Origin of the sequence: Thiothrix subterranea (genome assembly GCF_016772315.1) — a bacterium.
In the GTDB taxonomy this organism is placed as follows: domain Bacteria; phylum Pseudomonadota; class Gammaproteobacteria; order Thiotrichales; family Thiotrichaceae; genus Thiothrix; species Thiothrix subterranea.
Genome location: NZ_CP053482.1, coordinates 3,649,466 through 3,665,554 on the forward strand (window position 1 = coordinate 3,649,466; position 16,089 = coordinate 3,665,554).

Sequence of the window (16,089 nt, forward strand, 5' to 3'; positions counted from 1 at the left end):
ACAGTGAGGCGTTAGGCTCTCACCCGTACATTCCCTTTAGCAACACATGTTGAGGATAGAAGCATGAGCGATTTACGCACGGTTAACCATCCGGTGGTTGATCCAGATGATATTGGCTACAACACTTCGAATAACCCTTCATTTGAGCAAATCCTTGAAGCTCGCATGACTCGTCGTGGTTTACTGCGCGGCAGTTTTGCCTTGATGGCAGCGTCTGTACTCGGCGTTGGTTTGACTGGCTGCGGTAATGATAGCGACACAACCGCAACTACGGACACAGGTACTGGCACGAATACTGGCACTAGCGGTTTAACGCTGAGCTTTAACCCTGTTGCTAAGAGCATTGCTGATGCATTGTCTGTACCAGCCGGTTACACCGCGACTGTATTGATGGCTGTTGGTGATCCGATCAATAACAGTACGTCTACTTACAGTAACGTGGGGACAGATGACGCTGCTAGCTTCCAGTTCCGTTTTGGTGACCATGCTGATGGTATGCATTACTTCGGTCTGAATGCAGCGGGCACCGGTTTGGATTACAGCAACGCTACACGCGGTGTACTGTGTACTAACCACGAAGTTTCTGAAGATTTGGGTTTCATGCACGCGGCTGGCCCAACAGAATATGGTTCTGCCAGTACTGCTGCTCGCCCGACTACTGAAATCGACAAAGAAGTGGCGCTGCACGGTGTCACGGTTGTGGAAATTGCTAAGAGCGGCACAACGTATCAAGTTAACCGCGCTTCTACCTTGAATCGCCGTATTACTGCTGCGACTGAAATGGAACTGACGGGGCTTGCGCGTAGCAGCGATTTGATGGTAACGGCACATTCTACCGCAGGCACAAATACACGCGGTACGATCAATAACTGTGGTAATGGTTATACGCCTTGGGGTACTTACCTGACTTGTGAAGAAAACTGGGCAGGTTATTTCTATCGCCGCGAAGACAATGCTGTGCGTACTGCTAAAGAAGTTACCGCGTTCGCACGTTATGGCATTAAAAATGACACATCTGGGCGTTATAACTGGTCGCGTCCGGGGATTACGGATACTACAGATTTATACCGTCGCTGGAATGCGGGTGTTACCGGGGCAAGTGCTGCGGCAGACTTCCGCAATGTGGCTAACACCTTCGGTTGGATTGTGGAAATCGATCCATTCAACCCAACGTCAATACCTAAAAAGCGTACAACAATGGGGCGTTTCGCCCATGAAGCTTGTTTCCCTGCTAAACCTGTCGCGGGTAAACCGGTGGTGTTCTATATGGGTGATGATTCCCAGAACGAATACGTCTACAAATTTGTGTCGGATGCTGTATGGAGTGCTTCAGATGCAAACGCTGGGGCATCAGCGGGTGATAAGTACCTGAATGCGGGTAAATTGTATGTTGCCAAATTCAATGCTGACGGCACGGGTACTTGGGAATTGCTGAGCATGAGCAATAGCAAAGTGGCAAGCTACACCACTTACAGCTTTTCCGGTGAAGCGGATGTCGTCATCAACGCACGTTTAGCAGCGGATGCGGTGGGCGCAACGAAGATGGATCGCCCAGAATGGGGCGCTATCAACCCAGTCAACGGCGAAGTCTATTTGACATTGACCAATAATAGCTCACGGGGTAGCGCTGCTAATCGTGCGTTGGATGCGGCTAATCCCCGTTACTACACCGACCAGAAAGGTACTACATCCACCAGTCAAGGTAACGTCAACGGTCATATTATCCGCTGGAAAGAAACCGGTGGTGATCATACGGCGACGACCTTCAACTGGGATATTTACCTGTTCGGGGCGCAAGCAGATGCGGATAGCAATATCAATATTTCCGGGTTAACGATTGAAAATGATTTCTCCAGTCCAGACGGTCTGTGGTTTAGTCAGGTAACACCGGGCTTGTTGTGGGTGCAAACTGACGATGGCGCGTATACCGATGTGACCAACTGTATGATGTTGGCAGCACTTCCTAGCACTATGGGCGATGGCAATACGGTCAATGTGGTGAATAAGGCGGTTCCGTCTAATACCAATGCGGATCAAACCGTGGCAACCCGTGTGGGCAGTAAGGCAAGTAATACGTCTCTGCGGCGTTTCTTGGTCGGGCCTAAAGGTTGTGAAATTACAGGTATTACCGAAACACCGGATGGCAAAGCGATTTTCGTCAATATTCAACATCCGGGTGAAGGTAGTAAGTCGGTGACTGACCCTACCCAATTCACCAGCCACTGGCCAAAAGGTGGCAGTGCGCGTCCGCAGTCTGCGACGGTGGTGATTACCCGTAATGATGGCGGCAAAGTTGCTGTTTAAGGGAAACGAATAATAAGTTGAGGTTTTATCAGCTTTAGCCCGGTAGCGATACCGGGCTTTTTCATATCTTCATGCCAGTGAATGACAATGCATATATTAATGGTTTCCGACGTGTATTTTCCGCGTGTGAATGGTGTTTCCACCTCGATTCAGGCGTTCCGGCAGGCGTTGCAAGCAGCAGGGCATCAGGTTACGCTGATTGCCCCCGCTTATGCAGACGTGACGGACGATGAAACCGACATTATCCGCATCAGCTCACGCCATGTGATTGTTGACCCGGAAGATCGCATGATGCGCATCCGCCATATTCACCGCTTGACTGATACGTTGCGGGCGGGGGATTACGACATTGTGCACATTCACACCCCGTTCGTGGCGCATTACGCGGGGTTGAAACTGGCACGCAAACTGAAGTTGCCGGTAGTGGCGACTTACCACACGTTTTTTGAAGAATATCTCTATAACTACATCAAGTGGTTGCCGAAAGAGTGGTTGCGTTACGCGGCGCGGCGCTTTTCGCGTACCCAGTGTGCCGAGCTGGATGCGTTGGTCGTGCCTTCCACCGCGATGCAGCAAGTGTTGGTCGATTACGGGGTAACAACGCCGTTGACGGTGTTGCCGACGGGTTTGGATATGAAGGTGTTTGCCAGCGGTGATGCTGTGGCGTTTCGCCAGCAATACGGGATTGCGCCGGAGCGCCCGATGATCCTGTTTGTCGGGCGGGTGGCGTTTGAGAAAAATATCGGATTTTTGTTGGATGTGACCGCGAAATTGCGTGAACGCATCCCGGCTGTTTTGTTGGTGATTGCCGGTGAAGGCCCTGCCGAAAAAGGGCTGCAAGCGCAAGTGACGCGCCAAGGTTTGCAACAGCAGGTGATGTTTGTGGGTTATTTGCCGCGTGATGGCGGTTTGCAGGCGTGTTACAAAGCGGCGGATGTGTTTGTGTTTGCTTCGCGTACCGAGACGCAAGGTTTGGTTTTGATTGAGGCAATGGCGTGCGGCACGCCTGTGGTTTCGACTGCTGTGTTGGGGACGAAGGACATTATGCAAGGTGAACATGGCGGTTTGATTGCCGAGGAAGACCCCGCTGCTTTTGCCGCACAGGTGGCGCGTTTGCTGGGTGATCAGGCACTACATGCGGCGACGGTGGAAGAGGCGGTGGCTTATGCGGCTACTTGGTCGCATACGGCGCAGGCGGAAAAGTTGCTGGGATTTTATCAGCAGGTTTCTGCGCGGCAGAACGGTTAGCATAGCGCCACATCCGCATTTCCAACCCTTGTTTGACCATCCCCCATTCGGTATCGAGAATGCTGTACACCGCCGTATCGCGCACCAGACCGTCGGGCATGATGGCACTACGCCGCAACACACCTTCTTGCACCGCACCCAGCTTTTCCAGTGACTGGCGCGAACGGGCGTTGCGGATGTCGGTCTTGAATTGCACCCGCAGCGTGCCAAAGGTCTCGAAGGCATGGCGCATCAGCAGGTATTTGCATTCCAGATTCACGCCACTGCGCTGGTATTCGCTGGCGTACCAAGTGCCGCCGATTTCCAGCTTCATGTGTTTCAGGCAAATGTCGCGGAAACGGGTGCTGCCAATCGCTTTGTCCGTGGCGTTGTGGATGACCGCAAACGGCAAGTCAGTGCCGAGATCACGTAGTCGGATGGCCTTGCTGATGAAGGCTTCCATCGGTTCACGTTCTGCCAGATTGCCGTAGAACATGTATTGCCAGATGCGTTCATCGCGGGCAGCGTGTAATAAATCGGGGATGTGCTCGGCAGTCAGGGGTTCAAGGCGTACCAAACGGCCTTCCAAAGTCACAGGTTGTAATGTCATGGGTCGTTACTCCTCACTCACAATACGCAGGACAACACGCAGAAACTGCCTTGCGCCAGCCCTGCGCCCAAGAACGCGCCGATCAGCACATCGCTGGGGTAATGCAGCCCCAGAATCACCCGCGATAACGCCACCAATACGGTGAATGGCACCACCAGCACATACCATTCCGGGTAATAGTGCAGCAATACCCAGCTAAACCCGACCGCGTGCAGGGTATGCCCGGAGGGGAAACTGAACTGGTCAAGTGCCGCCACATTCTGGAAAATAGTGTCGCTGTGGCTGTAAGGGCGTACCCGTTCGGTGGAGGTTTTCAGCCACTTGTAAATCAGCAAGGCTGCCAAACCGACCAAGGCCATGTGCGAGGACACGCGCAAGGCTTCCAGGCCGTAAATCAGCGGCAACATTAGCATCAGCACGTACCAGAATACTCCGTTACCCAGGCGGCTGATGGCAGCGAAAAACAGGCTGATGGGTTTGAGGTGATTGATCCGATTGAACAACAGGCACAACGGGATTTCACGGTCATTAAGTTGATGCAAACGCTTGATGTTCATGGTGTACCTCGCGGAGTACGGTTTGAATGGTGTGATGCAGGCGTTCCACCACCTTTTCCCAGCTCAGGCCGAGCGCAGTCTGGTGGGCAGCCTGGCCTTGAGTGCGGCGTAAGTTGGGGTCGAGCGCCAATGCGATACTGGCTTCGATAAAGGCAGCAGTGTCGTCCAGCGGTATGCCCATGCCGTTGATGCCGCTGCGCAAGTGTTCATGGGCGGCGGCGTAATCGAAGGTCACGACCGGCAGGCCACTGGCCATTGCTTCCAGTACCACATTGCCGAAAGTTTCGCTGGTGCTGGGGTAGAGGAACAAGTCGCCGCTGGCATAGTGTTCTGCCAAGGCTGTGCCGGTTTGCATCCCGACGAACAGGCAATCGGGATGCATGTCTTGCAGGCGTTTGCGTTCCGGGCCATCGCCGACCAGCAGGAAACGCGCATCGGGGAGGTGTTGCTGGATGGCTCGAAAGGCGCTGAAGGCCAGATCAAGGTTTTTTTCCGGCGACATGCGCGATACCAGTGTGACCAGCAATTGTTCCGGGCGAATGCCGAGTTGGGTGCGCAAGGTGTCGCTGCGGCGTTGCGGGTTGAAGCGTTCCACATCAATGCCGCGATCCAGAATGCCGAGTTTGGTGTAACCATTGGCACTGAGTTGTTGCTGCAATTCGCGGGTAGGCACGAGTGTGACCAGCGTTTGATTATGGACGTGGCGCAAATAACGTTTCGCCAGATTGAAAAATCCACTCAAGCGGTAATAGCGGCTGTACTGGTCAAAATTGGTGTGAAAGTCGCTGATGACGGGGATACCGAGCTTTTTGGCGGCTTTCATCGCGGAATACCCCAAAGGCCCTTCGGTCACGATTTGCACGATGTCAGGGCGCTGTTTTTTCCACAGGCGTTTGAGGGCGTTGTATTGCGGGAAGCCCAGGCGGACTTCCTTGTAAAAGGGAAGTGTCAGTCCATTGACGAGGTGTTCCTGAAAAAGTGCTTCGCGTTGCGGTTTTTCGTGTGCCGTTTGGCGGGGGCGCACCAACTGGATGTGGTAGCCACCGCGTGTGCGCAAACCTGCCACCATGCGACTGATGGAATGCGCCACCCCGTTGATTTCTGGCGGCCACGTTTCCGTGACGACGCTCAGGTGGGTGTGGTTGCTGACAAGTTGAAGGCGGGCGTTTGACACAAAAATATACGTCTTATAGTGAATACCCTGATGATTTTGCAGGTTTAATACTGCAAGACAGTGACGTTTTTATGACGGTTAGATGTCATCTGACAAGGCTTATACCGTGGGTGAAAACCGATAGCCTGCCCCGCGCACGGTCTGGATGTAATGCTCAAAACCGTGCGTTGCCAGTGTTTTGCGCAAGCGCAGAATGTGTACGTCTACCGTGCGTTCTTCCACGTACACATTGCGTCCCCAAGCGTTGTCCAGCAATTGTTCGCGGCTGTATACGCGGTCAGGGTGTTGCATGAAAAATTTCAGCAAGCGGAATTCGGTGGGGCCAAAATCGAGTTCTTGACCATCAGCGGTGACGCGGTGGCTGAGCGGGTCGAGGGTTAACCCGGCAAATTCGAGCATTTCAGCCGGTTGGGAATGGCGGGTACGGCGCAATACGGCCTGAATTCGCACCACTAATTCGGCGGGTGAAAACGGTTTGCTGATGTAATCGTCGATACCCGCCTGAAAGCCGGAAATGCGGTCGGCTTCTTCGTTACGGGCGGTTAGCATAATGACCGGAATGTCTTGGGTATTGCCGTCCCGTTGCAGGCGTTTGACCAGTTCTATGCCACTCATGCCGGGCAGCATCCAGTCCATCAGGATCAGTTCCGGGCGCTGGCGATGAATGGCGGTGTAGGCTTGTTCGGCGGATTCGGCTTCGTGCAGGGTGAAACCGGCACGCCCCAACGCAAAGCCGACCATTTTGCGGATCGGCTGCTCGTCTTCAACGATCAATATGTTGCTCATGTGAAACCTGTATGAATTTCCTTTTACAGGCACATTTAACCGTAGGCGTGTGTCAGTTCTGTGACAGGTTACTGACTTTATTGGGTGTTTGAGACTCTTCGCGGGTGATTTCCAGCGGATGGGACGCATCGGCGTAATCGTGATAACCGCGCAGGCTTTGGTTATGGTGGTTGTCTTCGTCGAGAATCAGGTAGAGGCGGTGTTCCTGTTGAGCGTCTTGCAAATACAGGAAAGGGGCGGTGGCGAGTTGCCCGTAAAAATATTCGGGCGTGGTGTCGGTGTAGGTTTTACCGTCGATGGTGAATTCGGCAGCTTGTGGCGTGATAGTCAGGGATAAGTCAGGGCTGTGCCATTCGCCGCTATACGCACTTTTGCCAGCGGCAGATACCACCGGTGATAAAGTGGCGGTGAGTAAGCAAGCGCACGCAAGCGCCACGGACTTAAACCGTTGTTCCTTTTTCATGATGTTCTCCTAGCGATTTGGGTATTATTCGTTTAAAACTAGTTTAGTTGATTTATACCGATAAAGGGAAATCAGGAAGCATGAAATCATGACAATGATCACAACCACTCGCGAGCGTTGGGCTTGGGCGTTTTATGACTGGGCAAACTCGGCTTTTATCACCACGGTGATGGTGGCGTTTTTTCCGATTTTCTTCCGGCAGTATTGGGCAAACGATTTGCCCTCGGAAGATATTACCTTGCGTTTGGGGACGGCGAATGCGCTGGCGAGTCTGTCGATTATGTTACTTGCGCCGTTTTTGGGAACCGTTGCCGATCAGGGCGGGATTAAAAAGCCGATGATGGCGGGCTTCGTGACCTTGGGCGTGTGCGCGACTTTGGGCTTGACCTTGGTGGGGGAAAGCCAGTGGCAGTGGGCGATGTTTGCGTTTGTGTTGGCGGTGGTGGGCTTTTTGGGGGCGAATATTTTCTACGATGCATTGCTGGTGGATGTGGCGGAAGAAAAGGATTTTAACCGCGTGTCGGCGCTGGGTTACGGCTTGGGGTATTTAGGGGGCGGTTTGCTGTTTGCGTTGTGTGTGTTGCTAACCTTGAAACCGGCGTGGTTTGGGTTGGCGGATACCATTACGGCGGTGCGTTGGGCGTTTGGGGTGACAGCGGTGTGGTGGGCGCTGTTTTCGATTCCGTTGTGGTGGTGGGTGCGGGAACGTGCACCTGTTCAGGCAGTGCGTCCGCCGCTATTTACCTTGTTGCGGCAGTCGGTGACGCAATTGCGGGAGACGTTTCGGCATATTCGGCAGTTGCGGGTGGTGTGGCTGTTTTTGTTGGCGTATTGGTTTTACATCGACGGGGTGGATACGGTGATCCTGATGTCGGTAGATTACGGTAAGGCGCTGGGATTTGCGGATGACAGTTTGATTACGGCGTTGTTGATTACCCAATTTATTGCGTTTCCAGCGGCGTTGGCGTTTGGGTGGATTGGGAATCGGATTGGCGCAAAACGCGGTATTTTGGTGGGGCTGGCGGGGTATGTGGGGATTACGGTCATGGCTTCGCAGATGACGGAGGCGCGGGAGTTTTATTTGCTGGCGGGGGCGGTAGGGTTGGTACAGGGCGGGGTGCAGGCGTTGAGCCGTTCCTTGTACGCGAGTTTGATTCCGCAGGATCAGGCAGCGGAATTTTTCGGTTTTTACAATATGTTGGGTAAGTTTGCGGCGATTCTGGGGCCGTTGCTGGTAGCTTGGGTCGGGGCATTGACGAATTCACCCCGCTTGGGTTTGCTGGCAGTGTTGTTGCTGTTTGGGTTGGGCGCTTGGTTATTGTGGAAAGTGCCGCGTCGGTAGCGGCACTTTCGCACTCAAGCGATAGCAATCAAGCCGCGCATTGTTCGCGCTTGATTTGCTTTACGGCATGAAGCGGGGCTTGTGCGGGGTGTGGTCTGCCGACACAGCGTCCGCTTTCGTCGTAATGGTAGATGAGTGAACCCTTTTGGATGCTGACGGTATTGGCGGTGAAGCTCTTGAGACCGTCTTCAGGCCAGCGTCCGGGGGCGGATACTGAAGTGATTTGTTTGCCATTATGGTCGTAAATATAAATTAACGTACCTTTTTGAACAGCTTTGCCGATACTCATGTGTATTTCCTCGTCCTAGTAGTCATGTGTTTTTAATTATGGATATTGCGCTTCGGTTTTTACCCAGCAATTTATCATAACAGTGAATGGGTAATGGTTGGAATCGGATAAACGTAGGGTTTCCCCTCAGGTGTCTAGGCGTTTTAATGGATGGGTGGCATTGTGACAGCTTTTATCATAAAATAAGTTTATATAAACGAATTTTAATTAGAAAATAGTGGGCTTGTTTGTGTGTAATTTTAATATTTCTGTCATTAAGGCAGCGCTGTGGGCGTGGTTAGGGGCGTTAACGTGGGTCTTGCTGCTGGGCATTCAGCCGGTATTCGCGGCGGGTTCGGATTTATTGATTAGCAAGCAGGTGAGCACTACCACGCCAGAGGCGGGTGAAACGTTCACGTATACGCTGCGTTATCGGTGCGCGAGTCTTACCGAGCTGTATTGTGCAGCTCCTACCATGACCGACACCGTGCCTGCGCCATTGAAAATAGTCAGTTATACCCCGCTGGGGGGGAGTGTGGCAGCCGTCACTGTTGTTGATAAAACCGTAAGCTGGCGCTTAGCCACCCCGTTTGAAAGTTTGCCGGAAGGCGTGCCAGCCGATGGTTTAGCCGCCGGTTCGACGGGAATTCTCAAGGTGCAAGTGAAGTTTCCTACGTGTGGAAGTGCTGCACTGCCAGCCGTCGTCAGCAATGTGGCAAGCGCGGCGAGTGGTGGGGTGACTACTACTTCGATTGCGCCGGACGTTATTGTGCCAGCGGGAATTGATGCGCCATGCCCGACCCCACCGCCCGCACCCAGCCCCGGCTTTACGAAAACAGGCAGTGCGGCATTTGTGCAGCCGGGCGGTTTGGAACGTTGGAGCGTGAATCTGCCCACCAGTGAGACCGCTTACACGGTAGTGGAAACGTTGCCAGCGGGGACGCAGGTGGAACGGGCAACCGCGTCGAATACCCCTAAACTGATGAATTACCCGGAAGTGGATTGCAGTGCCACGGGTACGGGTGTATTTCACCCCTTGAATTTGCCAGTGTCGGATTGGGCGGAAGCGGAATTCGCCGCAGGACGGGCGGGTGATTTGCACGATGCAGCGGGTAATCCGACAGGGTGTGTGGCAACGCGCTTGCCATCGGGGATGCTGGTGACATCCATCAAGCGTTTGCGTTGGGCGGTGAGCGCGAATCTTGCCAAACAAACGCTGGATGTGCGCCTGGTGGTGGATGCGGATTATGTGGGTGATGGCTTACGCAATTGTGTGGAATCGTCGTTGCATGGCACGAGTTGTGCGCCTCTGGTGCCGGTAGTGGGGCAGGGCGAGCCGATCTTGAGCCTTAGCAAAATCACCCCAACGGGTGGGGTGGTGTCACCGGATGGTTCGACGGTGGTGTATGCCGTACCCGCTTGGCAGCCAGTTGTCGCGCCTGCGCCCGCCAGCAATGATTACGTCTATCGCGTCTCGTTGGCGGTGGATGAATTATCGGGAACGGGTACGCAATACCCGATTTTAGAAGATGTTTTGCCCGCGAGTTTGGATTATGTGACGGGGCAAGCGGGCAATTGGTGGCGCGTTGCGGTGCCAAATAATGAGGTAACGACTGAACAAACGGCGTGTCAGATACCGCGTTTCAGCCGTACTGTACAAGCGGATGGGCGAGTGAAATTACGTTGGGAATTCCCCGGTTGTCAGTTGCCAGTGGGGTTGTCAGATACGGGCATGGCGGTGTATTTCAGTGCGAGAATTCGCCCCGGTATCGCGGCGGGAACGGTTGTGACCAATGTGGCGCAGTTTTCCACGGGCGATTACCCGCAAGTGACATGTGTAAACGGTGCGGATGCGGGCAAGACTGCGCGGGCATTTTGCCGTTCCAGTAATGTGAATTTTAGTGTGCCGCAATTGACGACGGTGGATAGCGTGAAGTGGGTGCAGGGTGAGCTGGACAGTACGTTGAGCCGTTTTCCGAATACGGGCAAGACGGGGTTGAGCGGGGTGGGAACGTATGTGCTGGAAATTCGCAATACTGGCAATGTGACCAATACGGCGGTTGACGTGCGCGATGTTTTGCCTGTCGTGGGTGATACCGCTTTGGTAACAGGCGGAGCGCGTGGGTCACAGTGGAGTTTGGTGCTGGCGGGTGAGATTAGCCTGCAACGGATTGGCAGTGATGGCGCGGTGACGGCATTGACGGCGGCTGACGTGCCTGCTGGGGTGCAATACGCGCCAAATAATGCGGAATTTCAGTTTATGGCCTTGCCAAGCGGTGGGTTGCAACCGGGGGAAAAGCTGCGTATCACTGTGCCGGTGCGTCAATTAGCGAGTGAATCAACACCTGCGAGTGGCAGCATTGCATGGAATAGCTTTGCCTATACAGCGAGTTATTACGATACCGTTACCAAAACCACTGAAACTTTGTTAACGACTGAGCCGCCCAAGGTGGGCTTGATGATGGTGGATACCGCAGCGGTGGCAGGCTTGAGCGGCACGGTGTGGTTTGATGACAATGGCGATAAGCAAAAAACAGCGGATGAAGCGGCAATCGAGGGCGTGACCGTGCGGGTGTATGACGGCGGAACGTTGGTGGCGGAAACGGTGACGGATGCTGCTGGGTATTACGTTATTTGGGGCTTGTCGCCTAATACGGTTTACCGCATTGTACTGGATAAGCCGGATGATTATTTGGCAGGTAATCCGTTGGCAGGAATACCGCTGCAAGGCATTGCGGAAGCGGGTTCGGGCGCGGCGGGGAGCATGGCGGCGGGTTATGATCTGGGTGTTGCGCTACCTGCATCCTTGGGCGATAGGGTGTGGTTGGATGCCACCGGTGATGGGGTGCAGGATGCCGATGAAACGGGAGTCGCGGGGGTGGCGGTGGCGTTGCATTCTGCTGATGGGGCGTTGGTGGCGAATACGCAGACGAATGCGGCGGGACTGTATGGATTTGAGTCAGTGTTGCCCGGTGATTATTACTTGGTGTTTAGTGCGTTTCCTGCGGGGTATGTGCCAACAGCTAGTGGCATGAGCGGCAATGCGCAAACCGATAGTGATGCGGATGCGGTGGGCAAAACGCTGGTATTTGCGTTGGTGGCGGGCGCACACGCGCATTCGTGGGATTTGGGCTTGACCTTGCCTCAGCAAACCGATTTGAGTTTGAGTAAAAGCGTGAATAAGCCAGCGGTAAAGCGGGGTGAGGAGGTGGTGTATACGTTGGTGGTGAGCAATACGGGGGCGCATGACGCAAATGGTGTGCAAATTCACGATCTGTTGCCTGCTGGTTTGGCGTTCCAGAGTGCGAGTCCGTTGGGGGAATACGATCCGCTGACGGGGATGTGGCAGGTGGGCTGGTTGGCTGCTGCGGGGCATCGGCAATTGCAGATTACGGCGCAGGTGCGATAAGACTATACTGCGGCGATGCAACATTCATTTCTTGATCGGTTTTCCCCTTACTTGCTGCTGGTACTGACGATTCTGTTCTGGGCAGGCAATTTTAATTTGGCGCGGGCTATCCATACCGATGTGCCGCCGTTGGGCTTGTCGTTTTGGCGTTGGGCGGTGGCGGCGTTGATTTTGTTGCCGTTTGCGTGGTCTTCGATGCGGGCGGCGTTGCCGTTGGCGCGGGAACATTGGCGGTTGGTGCTGGCGTTGGCGGTGTTGGGGATCGCGGGGTTCAATAGTTTGGTGTATGTCGGTTTGCAAACCACGACGGCGACCAATGGCGTGTTGCTGCAATCGGTGACGCCGATCACGATGATTTTGCTGGCGGGGTTGGTGCTGCATGAAAAGAGTACGTTGGCGCAATGGCTGGGGATTGGCGTTTCGTTGGTGGGCGTGTTAGTGATTATTACCAAGGCGGATTGGCAGGTAGTGCAGCAGTTGGCGTTCAATCGCGGCGATATGTGGATTGTGTTGGCAACGTTGGATTGGTCGTTGTATACGGTGTTATTGCGCAAGTTGCCGCAAGGTTTGCGGGGAACGCCGATTTTGGGGTTTTCGATTACCTTGGGGGCGCTGGTGATTTTGCCGCTGTATCTGTATGAAAGTTTCACGTTTCAGACCATGCCGTTCACGACGCTGAGTGTGGCGAGTGTTGCGTATGTGGCGGTGTTTCCGTCGTTGTTGTCGTATATGTTTTGGAATCATGCGACGCAAAAGCTGGGGGTGAACCGTACTGGGCAGTTCAGCCATTTGATGCCGGTGTTTGGGATTTTGTTGGCGACGCTGTTGCTGGGGGAACGCTTGCAGTTTTACCATGCAATCGGGATGATATTGGTAGCTGCTGGGATTTTGCTGGCAAACAAGAAAAGGATTTGATGTGGATAAGCAACGCATTGTGAAGATTTTTGCGGTATTGGGTGAGCCAACCGATAACCGCCCGTGGCGTGATTATTCTGGCTACGGGTTGACGGCGGCAGATGCGCCGACGCTGGTGGAGTTGGTGGCAGATAACAGTTTTGTGGAAAGCGATGGCGCGGATTATTGGGTGCCGTTGCATTCCTGGCGGGCGTTGTTGCATTTGATGCCTGCGGGCTTGCATGAGCTGATCGGCATTTTCGATGTGGTGGCGGAAGACGATTGGGCGCTGGATGAAATTCCGACGGTGGTGGCGGCTGCTTGTGATGCGGCACTGGATCCGTTGTTGGATTATGTGTTGGATAAGCGTAACGATGAATTTGCGATTCCGCTGGCGTTGCAGTGTTTAGTGGAAACCGGCAAGCGTCACAGCAAGTTGCGTAAGCCAGTGATCGAACGCTTGGTGTATGCCTTGAAGCATTCGGCGGCACGAGATTACGGCTTGCGCGGGCTGATCGTGGCGGAGTTGGTGGCGTTGCGTGCGGTGGAGGCGATGCCTGCGATTCGGGTCGCGTTTGCGGAAGATCAGGTGGATTGGACGGTCAGCGGTGATTTGGAAGATGTGGAGCTGGGCATGGGCTTGCGCACCAAACGCGATACGCCGCGCCCTAGTTATAAGGTGGAAGAGGACGACGCGGATGATGAGAACGAGGATGATGCGCCGCTGGTGGAGCAGGTGATTCGTGCCGAGCCGAAGATTGGGCGCAATGAGCCTTGCCCGTGCGGTAGCGGGAAGAAGTATAAAAAATGTTGTATGCCGTAACAGGAGGTTGATGAAATGGCTATGGATAGACAAACCATTCTCGATAAGTTGGCAGCATTCGGTGAGCAAGATCCTAGGCAGCCGTGGCCTGATTATTCAGGATGCGGGTTCACTGCGGCGGATGCACCTGCTTTGGCGGCGTTGGTGGGTGATGTTAGCTTGTTGGATCCCGAAGGTGATGACGTATGGATTCCCCTTCATGCTTGGCGGGCGTTGCAGCCGCTGATGCCCGCCGGGTTACACGAATTATTGCTGACGCTGAATCCCTTGGCGGAAGATGATTGGGCAAGTGTTGAATTACCTAAGGTTATTGCCGCAGCGGGCGGCGCGGCTATCGAGCCGTTGCAAGCCTTTATCCTCGATGCGGCTAATGCCGAGTATGCCAGAAGCATAGCTGTGGATGCCTTGATCGAATTGGTTAGGTGTGATGCCGGGTGGCGTGAACAGGTGATGGCGGTGTTCGCCAGCAGTTTGCAGGCGGGTACGGACGATGACGAGTGGGTGAATAGCAGCCTCGTCAGTGGCTTGGTGGAGATGAAAGCGGTTGAAGTCGTCGAGGTTATTCGGGAAGCCTACGCACGCAACAAAGTCGATATAAGTTTTCATGGCGATCTGGAAGATGTGGAAATGGATTTGGGGATACGTGAACAACGTGATACACCCCGGTCGGATTATGGATGGGTTAAGGATGAGTCGTTCCCGCCGCCATCGCTTGAACCTGTGGCGAAGGATATGAGTCTTGAGGAGTGGGACGAGCGGATTGGGCAATTTCTCAACTTTTACAGTACTGAGGCTTCGCTTGAATCCTTTATTGAATTGCATGGCTTTTTTACGGCGATTGGGTGTGCGCCTGAGCCTGTCCAGCCTTCGGAATGGTTGCCTGAAATTTGGGGCGGGGCGGAATTTGAGCCAGAGTGGCCTGATATGCAGACGCTTCAGGTGTTTTTTGAGCTGATGATGCCGCTGCATAATTGGGTGATGCAGGAATTACAAGACGTAGATAACTTTACTGCCACTTTTGCAAGGGGAGAGTTAGAGGGGCAGAAATTCATTGAGTTCGGCAGTTGGTGTGCGGGGTTTTTGCAAGGTGCGGATGTTGGGGGCGTTCCGGTGGTGGGTATTCCCGGTGTTATGCCATTATTGATTGTGCTTGAGGATGTGGCGGATAACGAGCTGTATAGTTTTAGTATGTCCGCTGCGGAAGCTAAAGCGCAAGAACGGCATTTGAATGAGACGGTGCGGAAGATTTGCCGATTGGGACGTGGTGGGAAGGTGGCGACACCGCCGATGGTGCATACCGCTCCTAAGGCCGGGCGCAATGACCCTTGCCCGTGTGGTAGCGGCAAGAAGTACAAGAAATGTTGTTTGCACTAAACCCTTGAAGGAAAACACCATGAAATTATCCACGGAAGAGGCCGACCTGTTTTTCAAGCTGATGTGGGCGTTGCAGTTCTACGTCAAGCAGGAACTGGGGATATGCCCAGAACTCAGTGATGTGGCGCGTTATAAGGATGATTGCAGTCTTGAGGATAAATCGGTTATCAGGCAGGCGGTTTACGATAATTCCCATTTGATCGACAAGTTTGTGGCGGAAAATCCCAGCGGCTTTACTACAGAAGAGTTGGCTATTGTTAGTCAGTGGAAGGGCTTTTTGCAGGGTGATTTTTATATTGAACGGTTTCTGAAGAAGCACACCATTTTTGTTTCTTATCAGACCGAGGCAGTGTATGGCGTACAAGGACTGTACGAAGCATTGGATGAGATGTTCTATTCCGCACAATTGCCCGCATTGGTTAAAGCGGTATTGTTGCCATTCAAGGGTAAGATCGTCTATGACGGGTTACTTCATGGCTACAATGTGTCTTTTGGTCGGGGTATTAGCGGTAATATCAAGGATGCTTACCTCAAAGCCAAACAGAATAATCGCATCATCGACAGTTTTGACGTGCCATCTGCTACCTTGTTGGCGCGTCCAGCCAAGAAGCAAGCCATCAAAGATTGGCAGCCAGAAATCCGCGTGCTTCAGGCGCAAGCTAAACAGTTAAAGGCAGGGGATGCGTATCCTGCGTTGTATTCTCCGGTCTTTAGTTTGGTCAAAATGAGTCTGGATTTGGCGGAACAGGCTACCGCTGACAACGTTGATAAAGATGCCTTGTATAAAATGCTGCGCAAGATGGGGCTGACTGTGAACAGGGCATATAAGCTACTGGAGCGGGAAGATGATTGATTGCC

General features: G+C 53.6%; 13 protein-coding genes and 1 pseudogene. 8 read left to right on the top strand and 6 right to left on the bottom strand.

All coding sequences use genetic code 11. From position 1 onward, the window contains the following. The first annotated feature begins 63 nt into the window (after positions 1–63). Positions 64–2,304: a PhoX family protein gene (locus tag HMY34_RS18015; protein WP_202716802.1), complete on the top strand. Its 2,241-nt coding sequence runs from the start codon at positions 64–66 to the stop codon at positions 2,302–2,304. Between the two features lie 87 nt (positions 2,305–2,391). Further along, positions 2,392–3,552, top strand: a complete 1,161-nt coding sequence (locus HMY34_RS18020) for a glycosyltransferase (protein WP_202716803.1) — start codon at positions 2,392–2,394, stop codon at positions 3,550–3,552. Here HMY34_RS18020 and HMY34_RS18025 read toward each other — a convergent pair. The 5 genes from HMY34_RS18025 to HMY34_RS18045 all read right to left on the bottom strand — a co-directional run bounded on the left by HMY34_RS18025 (position 3,476) and on the right by HMY34_RS18045 (position 7,121). After that, entirely contained in the window at positions 3,476–4,141 is a 666-nt protein-coding gene (locus HMY34_RS18025) for a GNAT family N-acetyltransferase (protein WP_202716804.1), read from the bottom strand. The genes HMY34_RS18020 and HMY34_RS18025 overlap by 77 nt on opposite strands. A 17-nt stretch (positions 4,142–4,158) precedes the next feature. Next, positions 4,159–4,698 (bottom strand): phosphatase PAP2 family protein, encoded by a 540-nt coding sequence (locus HMY34_RS18030; RefSeq protein WP_228287910.1) that lies wholly within the window; start codon positions 4,696–4,698, stop codon positions 4,159–4,161. Continuing rightward, positions 4,670–5,872, bottom strand: coding sequence for a glycosyltransferase family 4 protein (locus HMY34_RS18035; RefSeq protein ID WP_202716805.1), 1,203 nt, complete (start codon positions 5,870–5,872; stop codon positions 4,670–4,672). The genes HMY34_RS18030 and HMY34_RS18035 overlap by 29 nt, the downstream gene beginning before the upstream one ends. Before the next feature lie 99 nt (positions 5,873–5,971). Then, on the bottom strand, positions 5,972–6,658 hold the full coding sequence (gene phoB / locus HMY34_RS18040) for a phosphate regulon transcriptional regulator PhoB (protein WP_202716806.1): 687 nt from the start codon (positions 6,656–6,658) through the stop codon (positions 5,972–5,974). A gap of 52 nt (positions 6,659–6,710) precedes the next feature. Beyond that, positions 6,711–7,121, bottom strand: coding sequence for a hypothetical protein (locus HMY34_RS18045; RefSeq protein ID WP_202716807.1), 411 nt, complete (start codon positions 7,119–7,121; stop codon positions 6,711–6,713). Between the two features lie 88 nt (positions 7,122–7,209). On the opposite strand from HMY34_RS18045, the gene HMY34_RS18050 reads away from it, so the two are divergent. Then, the gene (locus HMY34_RS18050; RefSeq protein WP_202716808.1) at positions 7,210–8,463 is read left to right on the top strand and encodes an MFS transporter; all 1,254 of its coding nucleotides are present in this window, start codon (positions 7,210–7,212) and stop codon (positions 8,461–8,463) included. 28 nt (positions 8,464–8,491) lie between these two features. Here the strand turns inward: HMY34_RS18050 and HMY34_RS18055 are convergent, their stop codons facing one another. Beyond that, on the bottom strand, positions 8,492–8,752 hold the full coding sequence (locus tag HMY34_RS18055) for a hypothetical protein (protein WP_202716809.1): 261 nt from the start codon (positions 8,750–8,752) through the stop codon (positions 8,492–8,494). A 229-nt stretch (positions 8,753–8,981) separates the two neighbouring features. Between HMY34_RS18055 and HMY34_RS18060 the strand changes: the two genes are divergently transcribed. The 5 genes and pseudogenes from HMY34_RS18060 (at position 8,982) to HMY34_RS18080 (ending at position 16,084) form a co-directional block, all read left to right on the top strand. Then, on the top strand, positions 8,982–12,140 hold the full coding sequence (locus HMY34_RS18060) for an SdrD B-like domain-containing protein (protein ID WP_202716810.1): 3,159 nt from the start codon (positions 8,982–8,984) through the stop codon (positions 12,138–12,140). A gap of 15 nt (positions 12,141–12,155) precedes the next feature. Then, complete coding sequence (locus HMY34_RS18065; RefSeq protein ID WP_202716811.1) at positions 12,156–13,055, top strand: DMT family transporter; 900 nt, start codon at positions 12,156–12,158, stop codon at positions 13,053–13,055. 697 nt (positions 13,056–13,752) lie between these two features. Continuing rightward, positions 13,753–13,857 (top strand): annotated as a pseudogene (locus HMY34_RS20610) (SEC-C metal-binding domain-containing protein); the annotation flags it as partial. A gap of 15 nt (positions 13,858–13,872) precedes the next feature. Further along, positions 13,873–15,231 carry a UPF0149 family protein gene (locus HMY34_RS18075; protein WP_202716812.1) on the top strand — a complete coding sequence of 453 codons (1,359 nt, stop codon included), beginning with the start codon at positions 13,873–13,875 and terminating at the stop codon, positions 15,229–15,231. 19 nt (positions 15,232–15,250) lie between these two features. Further along, the gene (locus HMY34_RS18080; RefSeq protein WP_202716813.1) at positions 15,251–16,084 is read left to right on the top strand and encodes a hypothetical protein; all 834 of its coding nucleotides are present in this window, start codon (positions 15,251–15,253) and stop codon (positions 16,082–16,084) included. Positions 16,085–16,089: the final 5 nt, after the last annotated feature.